Origin of the sequence: Limosilactobacillus kribbianus (assembly GCF_026413145.1) — a bacterium.
Taxonomy (GTDB): Bacteria; Bacillota; Bacilli; order Lactobacillales; family Lactobacillaceae; genus Limosilactobacillus; species Limosilactobacillus kribbianus.
The window spans coordinates 1-16,972 of record NZ_JAOVYZ010000041.1 but is presented as its reverse complement, the minus strand read 5'-3'; the positions used below and the strand labels follow the sequence as shown (position 1 = coordinate 16,972).

14 protein-coding genes and 1 pseudogene are annotated in these 16,972 nt (G+C 55.9%); 12 read left to right on the top strand and 3 right to left on the bottom strand.

Features of this window, described 5'->3' with window-relative positions; translation table 11 throughout:
- Positions 1-124 precede the first annotated feature (124 nt).
- From OCT58_RS08050 to OCT58_RS08040, 3 genes and pseudogenes are all read right to left on the bottom strand, one after another.
- A pseudogene (locus OCT58_RS08050) lies at positions 125-1,409 on the bottom strand (O-acetylhomoserine aminocarboxypropyltransferase/cysteine synthase family protein).
- Positions 1,406-1,741, bottom strand: coding sequence for a homoserine O-acetyltransferase/O-succinyltransferase family protein (locus OCT58_RS08045; protein WP_267202358.1), 336 nt, complete (start codon positions 1,739-1,741; stop codon positions 1,406-1,408). Before OCT58_RS08045 ends, OCT58_RS08050 begins: the two are co-directional and overlap by 4 nt.
- Positions 1,742-1,746: 5 nt before the next feature.
- Entirely contained in the window at positions 1,747-2,277 is a 531-nt protein-coding gene (locus OCT58_RS08040; RefSeq protein ID WP_267202357.1) for a homoserine O-acetyltransferase/O-succinyltransferase family protein, read from the bottom strand.
- A gap of 610 nt (positions 2,278-2,887) precedes the next feature.
- Between OCT58_RS08040 and purC the strand changes: the two genes are divergently transcribed.
- The 12 genes from purC to tyrS all read left to right on the top strand — a co-directional run bounded on the left by purC (position 2,888) and on the right by tyrS (position 16,408).
- Positions 2,888-3,607, top strand: a complete 720-nt coding sequence (gene purC, locus OCT58_RS08035; protein ID WP_267202356.1) for a phosphoribosylaminoimidazolesuccinocarboxamide synthase — start codon at positions 2,888-2,890, stop codon at positions 3,605-3,607.
- A 2-nt stretch (positions 3,608-3,609) separates the two neighbouring features.
- A complete protein-coding gene (purS, locus tag OCT58_RS08030; protein WP_267202355.1) occupies positions 3,610-3,858 on the top strand; it encodes a phosphoribosylformylglycinamidine synthase subunit PurS in 249 nt (82 codons plus the stop codon).
- Positions 3,858-4,538, top strand: a complete 681-nt coding sequence (gene purQ, locus OCT58_RS08025; RefSeq protein WP_267202354.1) for a phosphoribosylformylglycinamidine synthase subunit PurQ — start codon at positions 3,858-3,860, stop codon at positions 4,536-4,538. Before purS ends, purQ begins: the two co-directional genes overlap by 1 nt.
- A gap of 1 nt (position 4,539) precedes the next feature.
- Positions 4,540-6,768, top strand: a complete 2,229-nt coding sequence (gene purL / locus OCT58_RS08020; RefSeq protein ID WP_267202353.1) for a phosphoribosylformylglycinamidine synthase subunit PurL — start codon at positions 4,540-4,542, stop codon at positions 6,766-6,768.
- Complete coding sequence (gene purF / locus OCT58_RS08015; RefSeq protein ID WP_267202352.1) at positions 6,744-8,207, top strand: amidophosphoribosyltransferase; 1,464 nt, start codon at positions 6,744-6,746, stop codon at positions 8,205-8,207. The genes purL and purF overlap by 25 nt, the downstream gene beginning before the upstream one ends.
- Positions 8,204-9,241, top strand: a complete 1,038-nt coding sequence (gene purM, locus OCT58_RS08010) for a phosphoribosylformylglycinamidine cyclo-ligase (protein ID WP_267202351.1) — start codon at positions 8,204-8,206, stop codon at positions 9,239-9,241. Before purF ends, purM begins: the two co-directional genes overlap by 4 nt.
- A gap of 11 nt (positions 9,242-9,252) precedes the next feature.
- Positions 9,253-9,834: a phosphoribosylglycinamide formyltransferase gene (gene purN, locus OCT58_RS08005; RefSeq protein ID WP_267202350.1), complete on the top strand. Its 582-nt coding sequence runs from the start codon at positions 9,253-9,255 to the stop codon at positions 9,832-9,834.
- 3 nt (positions 9,835-9,837) lie between these two features.
- A complete protein-coding gene (purH, locus tag OCT58_RS08000; protein WP_267202349.1) occupies positions 9,838-11,376 on the top strand; it encodes a bifunctional phosphoribosylaminoimidazolecarboxamide formyltransferase/IMP cyclohydrolase in 1,539 nt (512 codons plus the stop codon).
- Between the two features lie 59 nt (positions 11,377-11,435).
- On the top strand, positions 11,436-12,692 hold the full coding sequence (gene purD, locus OCT58_RS07995; protein WP_267202348.1) for a phosphoribosylamine--glycine ligase: 1,257 nt from the start codon (positions 11,436-11,438) through the stop codon (positions 12,690-12,692).
- A 186-nt stretch (positions 12,693-12,878) separates the two neighbouring features.
- Positions 12,879-13,565 (top strand): 2,3-diphosphoglycerate-dependent phosphoglycerate mutase, encoded by a 687-nt coding sequence (locus OCT58_RS07990; protein ID WP_267202347.1) that lies wholly within the window; start codon positions 12,879-12,881, stop codon positions 13,563-13,565.
- A gap of 189 nt (positions 13,566-13,754) precedes the next feature.
- Positions 13,755-14,798 carry a hypothetical protein gene (locus OCT58_RS07985; RefSeq protein WP_267202346.1) on the top strand — a complete coding sequence of 348 codons (1,044 nt, stop codon included), beginning with the start codon at positions 13,755-13,757 and terminating at the stop codon, positions 14,796-14,798.
- A gap of 359 nt (positions 14,799-15,157) precedes the next feature.
- The gene (gene tyrS, locus OCT58_RS07980) at positions 15,158-16,408 is read left to right on the top strand and encodes a tyrosine--tRNA ligase (RefSeq protein ID WP_267202345.1); all 1,251 of its coding nucleotides are present in this window, start codon (positions 15,158-15,160) and stop codon (positions 16,406-16,408) included.
- The last annotated feature ends 564 nt before the right edge of the window (positions 16,409-16,972 follow it).

The window sequence follows — 16,972 nt, the reverse complement described above, 5'->3', positions numbered from 1 at the left end:
ATTGATTCTCGACGCTTAGCTTTTAAAACACCTTGGTACCAAGGCTTATTTAAGTGCGTCAAAAATCTGGTCAAAACAAGTTTGTCAGTGATAATTTTATCTTGACTTATTACCACATGACTTTCTAAATTTTGGCGAGTGCTTGGTCAAGGTCGGCGATCAGGTCGTCGGCGTTTTCAATCCCGACGGAAACCCGGATTAGGTCGGGTGTGACCCCGGCGGCCTTGAGCTGCTCATCGTTCAGCTGGGCGTGGGTCGTTGAAGCTGGATGGATAATCAGCGACTTGGCATCCGCTACGTTGGCCAGCAGGGAGAAGAGCTTCAGATTGGCAATCAGCTGCTTGCCGGCTTCCTCGCCCCCCCTTGAGACCAAGGGTGAAGATGGAGCCGACGCCTTTCGGGAAGTACTTGTCGGCCAGTGGTTTGTAAGGGCTGTCCGGCAGTTCGGGATAATTGATCCAAGCGACTTTCGGGTGGTTGCTCAGGAATTTGACGATCTTGCGGGTGTTGGCCACGTGACGTTCAACCCGCAGTGACAGGGATTCTAGTCCCTGCAAGAGGAGAAAGGAGTTGAACGGGCTGATCGTGGCACCGAGGTCCCGCAGCGTCTCGGCCCGAACCTTGGTGGTGAAGGCGGCTCCCAGCAGGTCCGCGAAGACGATTCCGTCGTACTGGTCGTTTGGTTCGGTGAAGCCGGGGTAGCGACCGCTGGCTCGGTAGTCGAACTTGCCGTTTTCGACGATCACGCCGCCCATTGTGGTCCCGTGGCCGCCGATGAACTTGGTTGCCGAGTGGACCACCACGTCAGCACCGTGGTCAAGTGGCTTTACCAGGTAAGGCGTCCCGAAGGTGTTGTCGACAATCAGCAGGATGCCGTGCTGGTGGGCGATTGCGGCGATCTTTTCAAAGTCCACCAGGTTGATCCGCGGGTTGCCGATGCTTTCGACGTAGAGGGCCTTGGTGTGGTCGTTGATATCCTTGGCAAAGTTTTCGGGATCGTCCGGGTTAACGAAGTGGGTGGTGATGCCGAGTTTCGGCAGGGTAACGGCGAAGAGGTCGTAGGTCCCACCGTACAGCGTGCTGGCGGCTACGATCTCGTCACCCTCCGCGGCAATGTTCAGGATGGCGGCGGTAATGGCGGCCGAGCCAGTGGCCAGGGTAACCCCGGCCGTCCCGTTTTCCAGGGCGGCAACCCGCTTGTCGACAACGTCGGTGGTTGGGTTGGTCAGTCGGGTGTAGATGTTGCCAGGGGACTTGAGACTGAAGCGGTCGGCGGCCTCCTTGGCATCCTTAAAGACATAGGAGGTGGTTTGATAAATTGGCACCGCGCGGGAGCCAGTCTCGTCAACGTGCTGACCGGCGTGAACTTGGAGGGTTTCAAAATGGTAGTTGTGCTTGTTTTCTGTCATATTAATAACCTGCTTTCTTGTTTGATGATCGTGAACCAGTTTTGGTAAATGAGCTGGGCGGAGTTTTGCCAGGAATAATTGACTGGCCCGCCCGTTCCGTTAATGAAGTAGTTCTGCGGGGCGTGGATGGCGCGCCGCTTTTTTTGATCCCGGTAGTATTCATTGGCCAGTGTGTCGCGGTCGTATTCCGGATGGCCGGTAATGTAGGTGTGACGACGTTGATGGGACCGCAGAATCAGTGGTCCGGCTCCCTGGCTGGCCGCGATGATTGCGAGATCGCCGGGTAGGTGGTGGGGATCCAGGACGCTGGTGCTGTGCCGGGACTGGGGCATCTTGATCAGCCCCCGGCACCGAAATCGCGAGCGAGGCGTGAACGGGAGTTGACCTGGTTAGCTGCGTAAACGCCGAACAGCTTGCTGGCCAGCTGCCGTTTTCGAATCGCAAAGTCGACGAAGAGTCCCGCCTGGGCGGCCCAGCATTCAAAGAGGGTTTCGCAGACGTGGTGTTGGGCCCAAGTGAGAACCTGACGAAATTCCTGCCAGTAGTCGACGGCTTCAAAGGGAAGCTGCTCGACCGGCGCTCCGGTGATTACCAGGCCGTCAAAGTAGTTGTCCTGAACCTGGGCAAGACTGAGGTAGTGCTTTTTGATAATGACGGGGGAAATTCCCTTGAAGTGATGGCTGGCCGGATAGAGGAAGCTGACCGTAACGTCGGTGGCCAGGTTATCAAAGCGCTTGAGAAACTGGAGCTCGGTCGTCAGCTTGGTCGGCATCAGATTGAGCACCGCCACCTGGAGCGCTCCCTGCTGCGACTGGTTCTGCCACTGACCATTTGCCAGTGCCAGACCGTTGCGTGCGTTTGCTGTCATTTGAATCAACCCCTTTCTGAAAAATAAAAAGCCTTCGTCGCCGGTCCTATTGCTAGGATTCCGGGACGAAGGCTTTCGCGGTACCACCCTGATTCGCTGCCAGCTCGCACCGACAGCCTTAATAAGTACTCACCCAATGATACTGAGTGAAGACCCGACATGATACCGGTTGTCAACCGTTTCCCCAGCCCTGCGACCGGGAGAAAAAACTCGGAGCTCATCTTCGTGCGGCTGACGATTACCCTTCTCATCATTCGGGATTCTCTGTGAAAAGTCATTGGCACTACTCTTCTCTTCAACGTCTAATCATTTTCTAATTGTTTTGTAGTTTAACACCACTTTTATGAAAGTCAAGAAAACATTTCGGATGATGGTGTCTATCAGCTAGGCTCTATATGGTAAGAAATTTAATCAAAAAGATTTCTTAGCGACCGGCCAGTAGTCCACTTCTTACAGCAAACGCGAACTTTATGGCTGAATCAACGCAATTATGTTTGCAAATAGTGTTGACATCACCAGGCCCAGATAGTATATTGATGGCATAAAGAGCGAATAAACGCCGCTCACTAACTAATATAGTTCGTGTTTTACAAAAGGAGCCAGCAAGACAATGGATAAGTTACTGTATACCGGAAAAGCTAAGCAGATGTGGCAGACGGATGATCCCGACGTACTGCGGGTCGTCTATATGGACCAGGCAACCGCGCTGAACGGCAAGAAGAAGGACCACTTCGCCGGCAAGGGAGCCGCTGCCAAGGCCATCTCTGACCTGGTATTTAACTACCTGATTGAACACGGGATCCCGACCCACTTCATCAAGCAGCTTTCCGCCACCGAGGACCTGGTCAAGAAGTGCCAGATGTTCCCACTGGAGTTCGTTACCCGCAACGTCATTGCTGGCCACTTCGCCAGCCGCTACGGTCTCGACGAAGGAAAGGTGCTGCCGGAACCGGTTGAGGAAACCTTCTTCAAGAGCGACAAGCTGGACGACCCGTTCATCAACGAATCGGCCGCCATCGCCCTCGGCATTGCCAGCCATGAGGACCTCGAAAAGATGTGGGGCCTCTGTCGCGAAGTCAACGGCCTGCTCAAGCCGCTCTTTGAAAAGGCGGGGATGCAACTCGTTGACTTCAAGCTGGAATTTGGTCGCCTGACGAACGGCGACATTGTCCTGGCTGACGAATTCTCACCTGATAACTGCCGGCTGTGGGATCTCAAGACCGACGAGCACCTGGACAAGGATGTTTATCGGCGCAAGCTTGCGGACCTCACCCAGACCTATGACGAAGTATTATCACGCCTGCAAAACGCCTTAGCGGAGGAGGACTAATCATGACTAATGTTCGGATTTTCGTAACCTACAAGCAATCAGTTTTTGACCCCCAGGGCGACACGATCAAGGAAGCCATCCACACCTTGGGCCACGACGAAGTAACGGACGTTCACGTCGGCAAGTTCTTCGACGTCACGATCAAGGGCACCGGGGATGCGGTCGATAAGGCCGTCAAGGAAATCGCCGATCAGCTGCTGGTGAACTTCAACATGGAGACCTATCACTACCAGGTATTGGAGGAAGCATAATGAAGATTGCGGTAATTGTTTTCCCAGGCTCCAACTGTGACGTTGACCTGTACGAGGCCCTGGGCACCGTCTGCGGGGCGGATGTCGACTACGTTTCCCACCACGAGAGCAGCCTGGACGGTTACGACGCCGTCATGCTGCCGGGGGGCTTTTCCTACGGTGACTACCTGCGCGCGGGTGCGATTGCCCGCTTCACCAACATCATGCCGGCAATCATTAAGATAGCTAATGAAGGCAAGCCCGTCTTCGGGACCTGCAACGGTTTCCAGATCCTGACGGAGGCCGGTCTCTTGCCGGGGGCCCTCAAACGGAACGACTCCCAGAAGTTCGTCTGCAAGACCGTGCCGCTGGAAGTCGTCAACAACCAGACCCTCTTTACCACCCAGTATCAGGAGCACGAGCGGATCGCCCTGCCGATCGCTCACGCCGACGGCAGCTTTTACGCCGACGAAGAAACACTGAACGAGCTCGAAGCCAATCACCAGGTCGTCTTTCGGTACGCAGAGGAGAATCCAAATGGTAGTTTGCGAAATATTGCTGGAATTACTAACAAGCGTGGCAACGTTTTGGGAATGATGCCCCATCCGGAACGGGCAGTTGAAGCCATCCTCGGCAACACGGACGGCTTACGGTTATTCAAGTCGCTGTTGGCGAACGGACGCGTGAAAGTGGGGGAATAAAATGGAACAAGCAATGACGCCGGAAGAGATCAAAGAAAAGAAGCCCTACCTGGACTGGAGCCTGAGTGAGGACGAGTACAACTACATCAGCGAAAAGCTCCTGGGCAGGCTGCCGAACTACACGGAAACCGGCCTCTTCTCTGCAATGTGGAGTGAGCACTGCTCCTACAAGAAGTCCAAGCCCGTCCTGCGCCTCTTCCCGAATAAGAACAACCGTGTGCTGCAGGGGCCCGGTGAAGGTGCCGGGGTCGTCGACATTGACGATGGCCAGGCGGTCGTTTTCAAGGCCGAAAGCCACAACCACCCGACGACGGTCGAACCCTACCAGGGGGCCGCAACCGGGGTCGGTGGCATCCTGCGGGACATCTTCAGCATGGGTGCCCGGCCGGTTGCTTCCCTCGACTCTCTGCACTTCGGCGAGCTCGACAACGCGACGACCCGAATGAAGGTCGACGGCACGGTGCGCGGGATCGGTGACTACGGCAACTGCATGGGGATCCCAACCATTGCCGGTGAAACCACCTTTGACCCCTGCTACCAAGGCAACGTCCTCTGCAACGCCATGAGCGTCGGGTTGATGGACCAAAAAGACATTCAAAAGGGGAAGGCCGCCGGGATCGGCAACGCCGTCATGTACGTCGGTGCCAAGACCGGTCGTGATGGGATCCACGGCGCCACCTTCGCCTCCGCTGACTTCAGCGACGAAAACGCCACCCAGCGTTCCGCCGTCCAGGTCGGTAACCCATTCATGGAAAAGCTTCTGCTGGAGGCCTGCCTGGAACTGATTACCAAGCACCCCGACTGGCTGGTCGGCATCCAGGACATGGGGGCCGCCGGAATCGTCTCCTCCAGTGCCGAAATGGCCTCGGAAGGGAAGTCTGGCATGGACCTCGACCTCGACCTGGTTCCGCAGCGGGAAACCAACATGTCCGCCTACGAGATCATGCTGAGTGAATCCCAGGAACGGATGCTCCTCTGTGTCAACAAGGGTCACGAGGAGGACGTCAAGAAGATCTTTGACTTCTACGATCTCGATGCCGTCACGATCGGCCGGATCACGGAAAGCCACCAGTACGTCCTGCACCACGATGGTCAGGTTGTCTGCGACATTCCGGTTTCTACCCTGACCGACGACGTCTTGGAAGAAGCCAGCGACGAAAAGAAGCCAGCTCGGATCACCGCGGCCGAGCAGGAAGAAGCATGGCAACCAGAAATTAAGGATGCCGAACAGACGCTCCGTGACCTGCTGGCCCAGTCGACGATTGCCGACAAGAGCAGTTTCTACCAGCAATACGATTCCCAGGTGCGGACCTCGACGGTTGTCGGCCCCGGCAGCGATGCCGGCGTGCTCCGCGTTCGCGGGACGCACAAGGGTCTGTCGATGACGACGGACGGCAACGGCCGCTTCGTTTACCTCAGTCCCGAAGTTGGGGGCCAAATCGCCCTGACCGAGGCTGCCGCCAACATCATTGCCAGCGGTGCCGAACCACTGGCGATCACCGACTGCCTGAACTACGGTGATCCCAACGATCCCGAGATTTTCTGGGAGCTCCACCAGTCCGTCAAGGGGATGGCGGATGCCTGTCGGGTCTTTGATACGCCGGTCATCTCCGGGAACGTTTCCCTTTATAACGAAAATAACGGCCAGGCCATTCACCCAACGCCGATGGTCGGCATGGTGGGCCTGGTTAAGAATATTGATCGCGTCGTGCCAAGCTTTGTCCAGCGCGCTGGCGACCGGGTCTACCTGGTCGGTGCGACCCGCGACGACTACGCCGGTTCCGAATTGCAGAAGATGCTGACCGGCGACATCAGCGGGATTGTCAAGGAATTCGACCTCGACCACGTTCACGACTACATGCAGCGCCTGCTCCACACGATGGAGAACGGCCACGTCCAGAGCGCCCACGACCTGAGCGAGGGTGGCTTGGGAGTTGCCCTGGCCGAAACCCTCTTCAAGACCGACCGGGGGCTGAACCTGAATTTCCGCCACCTGACTTCCGCCCAGCTCTTCAGTGAAACGCCGGGCCGCTTCGTCGTCACCGTTGCGCCGGACCACGTTGCCGCCTTTGAACAGGACCTGGGGGATGACGCCCAGTTTGTCGGGACAGTCACCAACACCCACTGGCTGGAAGCCCACCTGGCCGACGCCGAGATTAACCAAAACGTAACGGAACTACAAAAGATTTGGGAGGAGGCAATTCCGTGCCAAATGAAATCAAAGGATTAAATGAAGAATGTGGGGTCTTCGGGGTCTTTGGCGCGCCCGACGCCGCCCAGTTGACCTACTTCGGTCTCCACACCCTCCAGCACCGTGGCCAGGAGGGGGCCGGGATCGTCTCCAGCGACGGCACCACCCTCTACCAGCACCGCGATCGGGGACTGCTGGCCCACGTCTTCGCCGATCCGGCTGAGCTCAAGCGGCTGGTTGGCGACTCGGCCATCGGTCACGTTCGCTACGGCACCAGCGGCCACAATTCGATTGCCAATGTCCAGCCATTCCTTTTCCGCTTCCACGACGGCGACATTGCCCTCGCCCACAACGGGAACCTGACCAACGCGGTTACCTTGCGGCGGGAACTGGAGGATGACGGGGCGGTCTTTCAATCCGATTCCGACACCGAAATCCTGATCCACCTGATCCGCAAGCACATCAAGGAGGGCTTTATCCCCGCCTTGAAGAAGAGTCTCAACCAGGTTCACGGCGGCTTTGCCTTCCTGCTCCTCCAAAAGGACCGGCTGGTGGCGGCCCTCGACCCGAACGGGATTCGCCCGCTGTGCATCGGTCAACTGGACAACGGCGCCTACGTGGTCGCCAGCGAGACCTGTGCCCTGGACATCGTCAACGCCCAGTTCGTCCGCGACGTCCAGCCGGGTGAGCTGATCGTGATCGACCGCGACGGCTTGCACATCGACCACTACACCACCGACACCCAGCTGGCGATCTGCTCGATGGAATACATCTACTTTGCTCGGCCGGATTCGATCATCCACGGGGTGACCGTCCACAATGCCCGCAAACAGATGGGCCGGTTGCTGGCCCGCGAGCACCCGGTCGACGCCGACATGGTGATCGGGGTGCCGAATTCCTCCCTGTCCGCCGCCAGTGGCTACGCCGAGGAATCGGGCCTGCCGTACGAGATGGGGCTGATCAAGAGCCAGTATATTGCCCGGACCTTCATTCAACCAACCCAGGCCCTGCGTGAACAGGGTGTCCACATGAAGCTCTCCGCCGTCCGCGGGGTGGTCAACGGTAAGAAGGTCGCGGTCGTTGACGACTCAATCGTGCGGGGGACGACCTCCAAGCAGATCGTTCAGATGCTTCGAGACGCCGGGGCCAAGGAGGTCCACCTCCTGATTTCCTCGCCGCCGTTCCGCTTCCCGTGCTTCTACGGAATCGACGTTTCGACCCGGTCCGAACTGATGGCGGCGCACTACTCCGTTGAGGAAATGCGCCAACAGATCGGGGCCGACACCCTGGGCTTCCTGAGCGTTGACAGCCTGGTCAAGGCGATCAGCGTTCCCGATGCCGGGGATGCCCCGTACGGCGGGCTGACGGTGGCCTACTTCAACGGCGACTACCCGACACCGCTTTACGACTATGAGGCCGGCTATCTGAAGTCGCTGAATGAACAGGAACGACGCGCACGAAAGGAACGATTATCATGAACCGCTATCAAGAAGCCGGCGTTGACGTCAACGCGGGATACGAACTCGTTCACCGAATCAAGGATGCCGTCAAGTCCACTGACCGGCCCGGCGTCATGTCCGGGATCGGCAGCTTCGGCGGGATGTTCGACCTGGGTGAATTAAAGGTCAAGCACCCGATCCTGGTTTCCGGGACCGATGGCGTGGGGACCAAGCTCCTGATCGCCCAGAAGATGAACAAGCACGACACGATCGGGATCGACGTCGTGGCAATGTGCGTCAACGACGTCCTGGCCCAGGGCGCTGAGCCACTTTTCTTCCTCGACTACATCGCCACCGGCCACAACGAACCGGCAAAGATGGCCGACATCGTCTCCGGCGTGGCGGCCGGCTGCCGGGACGCCCACACGGCCCTGGTCGGCGGGGAGACCGCCGAGATGCCGGACATGTACGCCAAGGAAGAGTACGACCTGGCGGGCACTGTGACCGGGGTTGTTGAAAAGGACCAATTGCTGACCGCGGACCTGCCCCAGGAGGGCGACGTCCTGCTGGGCCTGCCGTCCAGCGGCCTCCACTCCAACGGCTTTTCCCTGGTTCGGCAGATCCTCTTCAAGGATCACGACGTTCAGCTGAACGACAAACCGGAGCTGTTGCAAGGACAGACGGTCGGGGAGGCCCTGCTGACGCCGACCCGGATCTACGTCCGCCAGCTCCTGCCGCTGATTCGCGCTGGTCTGCTTCACGGGATCAGCCACATCACTGGTGGCGGATTGATTGAGAACGTGCCACGGATGTTTAACGACGAGCTCCAGGCCGTGATTGACCACACCGCCTGGCCGACCCTGCCGATCTTCGACTATCTAAAGGAACTGGGTCAGCTGCCGATTGCCGACTGCTTCCAGACCTTCAACATGGGGATCGGGATTGTCTTGGCGGTGGCACCAGCTCAGGCGGCCACGGTTCAAAAACGGCTGCAGGGCGCGGGGATGGCTAGCTACCAGCTCGGCCAGCTCCAGTCCCGGCCGGCGGATGAAGAAAAGATTGTAATTAAGTGAGGCGTAATCAAATGAAAACCGCAATTTTGGCATCGGGCAACGGAACAAACTTCGAGGTCCTGGCCAAACACTTTCAAGCCGGTGACCTGCCGGGCGAACTGGCTCTGCTGTTTTGCAACCACCCGGACGCGCCGGTGATGGATCGAGCAAAGCGGCTTGGCATCCCGGCGGTCAGCTTTACCGTCAAGTCCTGTGGTGGCAAGGAGGCCTACGAAGAGAAACTCCTGGGCGTCCTGCAAGAATACGGGATTGACTTCATCGCCCTGGCCGGCTACTTGCGGGTGGTCGGGCCGACGATTCTGAATCACTACGACCACCGGATCATCAACCTGCACCCGGCCTGGTTGCCCGAATACCCTGGCTTACACTCCATCGAGCGGGCCTTTGCCGACCATCGCTCCCAAACAGGGGTCACGGTCCACTATATTGATGCCGGCTTGGATTCCGGTCCCATCATCGCCCAGTGCCACGTGCCGATCCTGGCCACGGACACCGAAGAGACGCTGGAGACCCGGGTCCACGCAACCGAGCACCAGCTTTACCCATTAGCATTAAAACAAGCATTAACCGCATTGAATGAAAAGGAGAATTAATCCATGAAACGTGCATTGGTAAGTGTATCTGATAAGAACGACCTGGTTCCTTTCGTTAAGGGCCTGGAAGAGAATGGCTACGAAATTGTTTCCACCGGTGGTACCAAGAAGGTCCTCGATGAAGCGGGGGTCAAGACGATCAGCATCGAAGACGTCACCCACTTCCCTGAAATTCTGGACGGCCGGGTCAAGACCCTGAACCCGTACGTCCACGGTGGACTGCTGGCCCGGCGCGAACTGCCAGAACACATGGCAACGCTGAAGAAGCTCAACATCACGCCAATCGACCTGGTCTGTGTCAACCTCTACCCGTTCAAGGAAACGATCGAGAAGCCGGACGTTAAGCTTGCCGACGCAATCGAAAACATTGATATTGGTGGCCCATCGATGGTCCGGTCCGCTGCCAAGAACTACCGCGACGTCACCATCGTCGTGGATAAGGCGGACTACGACCAGGTATTATCCGAAATCAAGGAGAACGGTGACACTACCCTGGATATCCGGGCCAAGCTGGCTGCCAAGGCCTTCCGTCACACCGCCGCTTACGACGCCCTGATTTCTCAGTACCTGACCAAGCAGACCGGCCTGGAGGACCCCGAACAGCTGACCCTGACCTGGAACCTGAAGGAAACGATGCGCTACGGCGAAAACTCCCACCAGAAGGCCTGGCTGTATGAAGACGCCCTGCCAAAGGACTTCTCGATTCTCCAGGCTAAGCAATTGCACGGCAAGAAGCTGTCCTACAACAACATCAAGGACGCTGACGAAGCCCTGCGTTGCATTCGCGAATTCGACGAACCAACCGTTGTGGCCATGAAGCACATGAATCCGTGTGGCATTGGCCGCGGTGAAACCCTGGAACAGGCCTGGGACCGCGCCTACACCGCCGACTCCGTTTCAATCTTCGGTGGGGTGATTGCCCTCAACCGGAAAGTCGACCTGGCCACCGCCGAAAAGATGCACAAGATCTTCCTGGAAATCGTCATCGCTCCCGGCTTTGACGACGATGCCTACGCCGTTTTGGCCAAGAAGAAGAACATTCGGTTGCTCAGCCTCGACTTCTCCAAGAAGGACGAGCCAACCAAGCACGAGGTTGTCTCCGTCATGGGCGGGATGCTGATGCAGGAACAGGACACTTTGCAGGAGGACTACCACGACTGGAAGTGCGTCACCGACATTCAGCCAACCGAACAGCAGCTTAAGAACCTGATGTTTGCCTGGAAGGCCGTCAAGCACGCCAAGTCCAACGCCATCGTCCTGGCTAACGACGAGCGGACCCTGGGTGTCGGCGAAGGTCAGCCGAACCGGATCGACTCCCTGAAGATCGCCGTTAAGCACGCCGGCGACGACATCGATGACCGGACCGTGATGGCCTCCGACGCCTTCTTCCCGTTTGGTGACTGCGTGGAATACGCCGGCCAGCACGGCATCAAGGCCGTTGTTCAACCGGGTGGCTCCATCCGTGACCAGGAATCCATCGACATGGCCAATAAGTACGGCATTGCCATGGTCACCACCGGCATTCGCCACTTCCGGCACTAAAATCGTAGCTGCCGATCGTATCGTTGCGGTCAGATTTCAAGAAAAAGGGGAAAGCATCGATGACTGAACAAGTGAACGTATTAGTAGTTGGTGAAGGGGGCCGTGAGTTCGCGATCGCCCACAAACTCCAGCAAAGCCCCAAGGTCAAGCAGGTCTACTGCGCGCCCGGCAACGTGGGGATGAAGACGGTCGGCGTCATGCCGGTCGACATTCCGGAAACCGACTTTGCGGGCCTAATCCGCTTTGCCAAGGAGCACCAGGTGGCCTGGACCTTCGTGGGCCCCGAGGACTGCCTGGTCGACGGGATTGTGGACGACTTCCGTGCGGCGGGGCTGAAGGCCTTTGGACCGAGTGCCCGGGCCGCCCAGCTGGAAGGGTCGAAGGACTACGCCTTAAACTTCATGAATAACTATGGCGTTCCCACTGCGCGTCACGCCTCCTACCGTGACCAGACGGCGGCGATTCGCGATGTTGACCAGTTTGGTTTCCCGGTCGTGATTAAGGAAAACGGCCTGGCAGGCGGGAAGGGGGTCGTGATTGCCCCCGACCGTGATACCGCGGTTCAGACGATCAAGGAGATGTTTGGCCAGGGTCAGGCCCGGCTGGTGCTGGAAGAATGCCTGCAGGGGCAGGAATATTCCATGTTTGTTCTCTTGAGCAACGACCACTACCGGATCCTGCCGATGGCCCAAGACCACAAGCGAGCCTATGACGGCGACAAGGGCCCCAACACCGGTGGCATGGGTGCCTACAGCCCGTTGCCGCAATTGAGCGCGGCCGACTACCAGCGGATGGTCGACGAGGTAGTGACGCCAACCGTCAACGGTTTGGTGACCGGTGACTACAACTACCATGGCATCCTCTACATCGGGCTGATCCTGACCGCGGCCGGCCCCAAGGTGATCGAGTACAACGTGCGGCTTGGGGATCCGGAGACCCAGGTCATCCTGCCACGACTTGCGACCGACCTCTTCGACCTGGTCGACGCCGCCCTAAACGACCAGCCGCTGCCGGAAGTCAAAGAGGATCCGGCGGCCTGCCTGGGGGTTGTCCTGGCTTCGAAGGGCTACCCGACCAAGCCGGTTCACGGCCAGTCCCTGGGTGAATTCCCCCAGGAGGACGGCATTGAGATCGCCTACGCCAACGTCACCGGCGACCTGGGTGATCTGCGCGGAAATGGCGGGCGCCTGCTGATGGTCCTAGCCAAGGATGCCAGCCTAAAGCAGGCCCATGACCGGGTCTACCGCTACCTGGACGGCCTGGATGAGCCAGAATGCTTCTACCGTCATGATATCGGTGCCAAGGCCGGTTTATAGTAATATAGAGAAAAGCGTCTCCCACAATTGGTGAGGCGCTTTTGTAATGGGGATGCCTCGTGTGACGAGCTTCACAAAAAGCCGACATTTTAGGAGGCTTGCTATTGGAATTTATCCGGGATTGGATTAAAATGGTATGGAAATGCAACTGCATGGTATTTTAAGAAGAAAGAGGTCAAAAACAATATGGCTAAATTAGTACTGATTCGTCACGGCCAAAGTGAATGGAACCTTGCCAACAAGTTCACCGGCTGGATCGATGTTGACTTGAGCGAAAAGGGTGTTGAACAAGCTAAGGAAGCTGGTAAGGCCCTGAAGGAACACGGCATTGAATTCGATTATGCCTACACTTCCGTTCTGAAGCGTGCCATCAAGACGCTGCACTACGCTCTGGAAGAATGCGACCAGCTCTGGATCCCAGAATTCAAGACTTGGCGCTTAAACGAACGTCATTACGGTGCTCTGCAGGGCCTGAACAAGAAGGCTACTGCTGAAAAATACGGTGACGAACAGGTCCACATCTGGCGTCGTTCCTACGACGTTCTGCCACCACTGCTGAAGGCCAGCGACGAAGGTTCTGCTCTGCACGACCGTCGTTACGCTAACCTGGACCCACGGACTGTTCCGGGTGGTGAAAACCTGAAGGTCACCCTGGAACGGGTTATTCCGCTCTGGCAAGACGAAATCGCACCAAAGCTGCTGGATGGCAAGAACGTGATCATTGCTGCCCACGGTAACTCCCTGCGTGCCCTTTCCAAGTACATCGAAAACATCTCTGACGAAGACATCATGAACCTGGAAATGGCTACTGGCCAGCCAGTTGTTTACGACTTCGATGATAAGCTGAACGTTCTCAGCAAGGAAAAGTACTAAAATAATTGATTGGTGGTTTGTTTGCCCAACCCGCAGCCACCGGTTAAGCAAAAATTCCCGGTCGCCTTTGATCGGGAATTTTTAATTTTTTTGAAAAATGCTGGAAGAATTCAGCGAATGAATTGTGACTAACATCAGTTGTGTTATGATGGACAATAAATCAATTTTAGATGGAGTCGAGTATCGAATATGAAAAAACAACACAAGCTATCATTAAAGGACTTTATCAAGGACTTGAAGACCCTGGTAAAGCCTAATTATCTGAAGGCAATGTGGCCGGTCGGTGGGATTACCATCATCTTCATTGCCCTGACCTGCATCCTGGCCTTTTTGGCCACCAGCGTGATGTCATCAATGATGATGAGCGTCATGATGATTATGTACGGGATGGCCTCGGCAGCTAGCCTGGGGATGGGCTTGCTGGAGATCCTGGCAGCGGCCGGCATCGCCATTGCCCTCTCGTTCTTCTTCAACTTCTACACGGTGGCGGTCCAGTACACCTACCAGGATCGCCTGAAGCATCCCGAGCAGCCAGTCAGCGCCGGTTCCATCTGGATGCACTTCAAGCATCTGCGGAAAAACCAGGTTTGGCGGATCATCCTCTACATCGGCCTCTTCACCTTCCTGTGGAGCCTGCCTTTAGACATCGTCGGCGGCCTGGTCGGTGGAATGACCAAGAACACGGTTTGGCCACTGCTGATCCGGATCGCAAACGACGTGGTAATCCTGTGGAAGTCAATTGAATACTCCCAGTCCTACTTTCTTTACCGGGAAAAGCAACCCCAGTTCCTCGGCCAGTCGATGCGCCACGCCCTGACTGCTAGCCGGCGTTTTATGGGCGGCCGCAAGTGGAACTACCTGCTGATCAATATCGTGGTGGAAGTTCTGCCAATCCTGGTTTGGACCCTGATTTTCGGTGGCCTGGCCTACTACGGTAATTATACCGCCACCTACGTGCTGACCTACGTCGGCATTGCCCTGGTCATCATCGGGATTGCCTGCTTCCTGCCGGTTGTCCTGGCCGCTGGAACTCTCTACTTCACAAAGAGCAAGGAAGATCCAGACGGGGTTGACCTGGATGAAATCTTCAAGGACACCTTCAAGCCAGTCGCTGAGCTGACGGGTGAGGCTTACGTTCACGAAATTTACGTGCCAAAGAAGCCTAAGAAGCAGCCGGAACCGGTTGCCAAGAAGGAAGAAAAGCCGAAGCGCGAGGCAAAGAAAGACGAATAATTTGAATAAGGATGGGGCACTGGACGGTGCCTCATCTTTTTTGCGCTCTTAAGAACCTTGACAGCGTGGTCCGCCAGCGGGTACAATAACGGCAATAATCAAAGGCAATTCGCCAGGATCGAGTAGCTGGCGGGGTGGACATGCAGAGAGCTCGCGGCAATTGAGAGCGGACCAATCCTCGTGGCAAATTACACTTGGCGGGCCTTTCAAACTTGAACGGATCGTCCCGTTATCGACGAAGAGCGGTAGCTCACGCGTGGGTTGCAATTCAAGGTGGTAACGCGGTAAATCGTCCCTGACTTCAGTTGAAGTAGGGGCCTTTTTTGTATCCGGGACCTTTTAGGATGGAGGAATAGCAGATGAACATTATTGATGATTTGAAGTGGCGGGGTGCGATCAACCAGGCCACGGACCTCGATGGCTTGAAGAAGCTGACCGAAGACAAGCAGATTGCCCTCTACTGTGGGACCGACCCGACTGGTGATAGTCTGCACATCGGTCACCTGATCCCATTCATGATTCTGAAGAGGTTCCAACTGGCGGGCCACCACCCGGTGATCATTATTGGTGGTGGGACTGGTGCGATCGGTGACCCGTCCGGCCGGAAGACTGAGCGGACGCTGAAGACCGAATCCCAACTGGAACACAACACCACGGCCCTGACTAACCAGATGAAGAAGCTTTTCGGGACCGAGAACTTCACGATCGTCAACAACTACGAATGGCTGAGCAAGCTCAACATGATCGAATTTCTGCGTGACTACGGGAAGCTGTTCAACCTGAACACGATGTTGAACAAGGAGGTTGTGGCCAGTCGTTTAGAAGCCGGGATCTCCTTCACTGAGTTTACCTACCAGATTCTGCAGGCAATCGACTTCCTGCACCTCTACCGCAACAACGACGTTCAGCTGCAGATCGGTGGCTCCGACCAGTGGGGGAACATCACGTCCGGGATCGACCTGATCCACAAGATCGAAGGCTCTGACACCGAGGTTTACGGCCTGACGATCCCGTTGATGCTCAAGTCTGACGGAACCAAATTCGGGAAGACTGCCGGTGGGGCGGTTTGGCTTGACCCGAAGAAGACTTCACCATACGAGTTCTACCAATTCTGGATCAACCAGGATGACCGTGATGTGGTTAAATACCTCAAGTACTTCACCTTCCTCTCCAAGGACGAGATTGATGACCTGGCAGAAAAGGTCAAGGCCGAACCATGGAAGCGGGAAGCACAGCGCCGCCTGGCCGAAGAAGTGACGAAGTTCGTTCACGGCGAAGAAGCCGTCAAGGAAGCGGAACGGATCAGCAAGGCCCTCTTCTCCGGGGATGTTGCGGACCTGTCCGTCGATGAAATTGAGCAGGGCTTCAAGAACATGCCATCGGTTGACGTAGAGAATAAGAAGGAAAATATCGTGATCTGGCTGACGGACAACGGGATCGAACCATCTCGCCGGCAGGCACGTCAAGATGTTTCTAACGGTGCCATCCGGATTAACGGTGAAAAGGTCGATGATGTTGACGCGGAGATCGACCCAAGCAGTCACTTCGACGGCAAGTTTGTCATTGTCCGGAAGGGGAAGAAGCACTACTTCCTGGCCCGGGTAAAATAATCTGAAATTTAATTGTTAGTAAACGGCTATTTTGAGCGGCGCATTCCGCTTGAAATGGCCGTTTTATTTTTGCAATTCCTAACATTTGAAACTGTGGGCACCGGAAAACTAAAGGAATGACAAAAAAAGATAGTTTGTCTATAAAAAAGGTGGTTGACGTTGGGGGAGTTTCACGGTATAGTAATTAACGTTGTCAAAAGGAACAGCAATGTTTCCTCAAACTTGTCAAATTAATTGTTGACAGTGATTCGACAACATGATATATTAATTAAGTCGCTTGCGTTAAACAAGTTTGATTGATAAAAATTAATCCTTGACATTTAATTGCAACGTGATATAATTAGTTTGTTATCTGTTCGCGGTTAACAAATGGTAGACCTTTGAAAACTGAACAAAGTTTCGACGAATCAAATGTGTAGGGTCTTCAATCACTTCGGTGACTTGAAGCAAAACATTTGCGAAGTCAATTCGCTTAATAACTTTTAATTTGAGAGCTATCTCAAATTCTTATATTTTATATGAGAGTTTGATCCTGGCTCAGGATGAACGCCGGCGGTGTGCCTA

Excerpts from the sequence above, each read along its gene's own strand:
- OCT58_RS08045 (WP_267202358.1), bottom strand. The coding sequence starts at position 1,741 with ATGCCCCAGTCCCGGCACAGCACCAGCGTCCTGGATCCCCACCACCTA.
- OCT58_RS08040 (WP_267202357.1), bottom strand. The coding sequence starts at position 2,277 with ATGACAGCAAACGCACGCAACGGTCTGGCACTGGCAAATGGTCAGTGG.
- purC (WP_267202356.1), top strand. The coding sequence starts at position 2,888 with ATGGATAAGTTACTGTATACCGGAAAAGCTAAGCAGATGTGGCAGACG.
- purS (WP_267202355.1), top strand. The coding sequence starts at position 3,610 with ATGACTAATGTTCGGATTTTCGTAACCTACAAGCAATCAGTTTTTGAC.
- purQ (WP_267202354.1), top strand. The coding sequence starts at position 3,858 with ATGAAGATTGCGGTAATTGTTTTCCCAGGCTCCAACTGTGACGTTGAC.
- purL (WP_267202353.1), top strand. The coding sequence starts at position 4,540 with ATGGAACAAGCAATGACGCCGGAAGAGATCAAAGAAAAGAAGCCCTAC.
- purM (WP_267202351.1), top strand. The coding sequence starts at position 8,204 with ATGAACCGCTATCAAGAAGCCGGCGTTGACGTCAACGCGGGATACGAA.
- purN (WP_267202350.1), top strand. The coding sequence starts at position 9,253 with ATGAAAACCGCAATTTTGGCATCGGGCAACGGAACAAACTTCGAGGTC.
- purH (WP_267202349.1), top strand. The coding sequence starts at position 9,838 with ATGAAACGTGCATTGGTAAGTGTATCTGATAAGAACGACCTGGTTCCT.
- purD (WP_267202348.1), top strand. The coding sequence starts at position 11,436 with ATGACTGAACAAGTGAACGTATTAGTAGTTGGTGAAGGGGGCCGTGAG.
- OCT58_RS07990 (WP_267202347.1), top strand. The coding sequence starts at position 12,879 with ATGGCTAAATTAGTACTGATTCGTCACGGCCAAAGTGAATGGAACCTT.
- OCT58_RS07985 (WP_267202346.1), top strand. The coding sequence starts at position 13,755 with ATGAAAAAACAACACAAGCTATCATTAAAGGACTTTATCAAGGACTTG.
- tyrS (WP_267202345.1), top strand. The coding sequence starts at position 15,158 with ATGAACATTATTGATGATTTGAAGTGGCGGGGTGCGATCAACCAGGCC.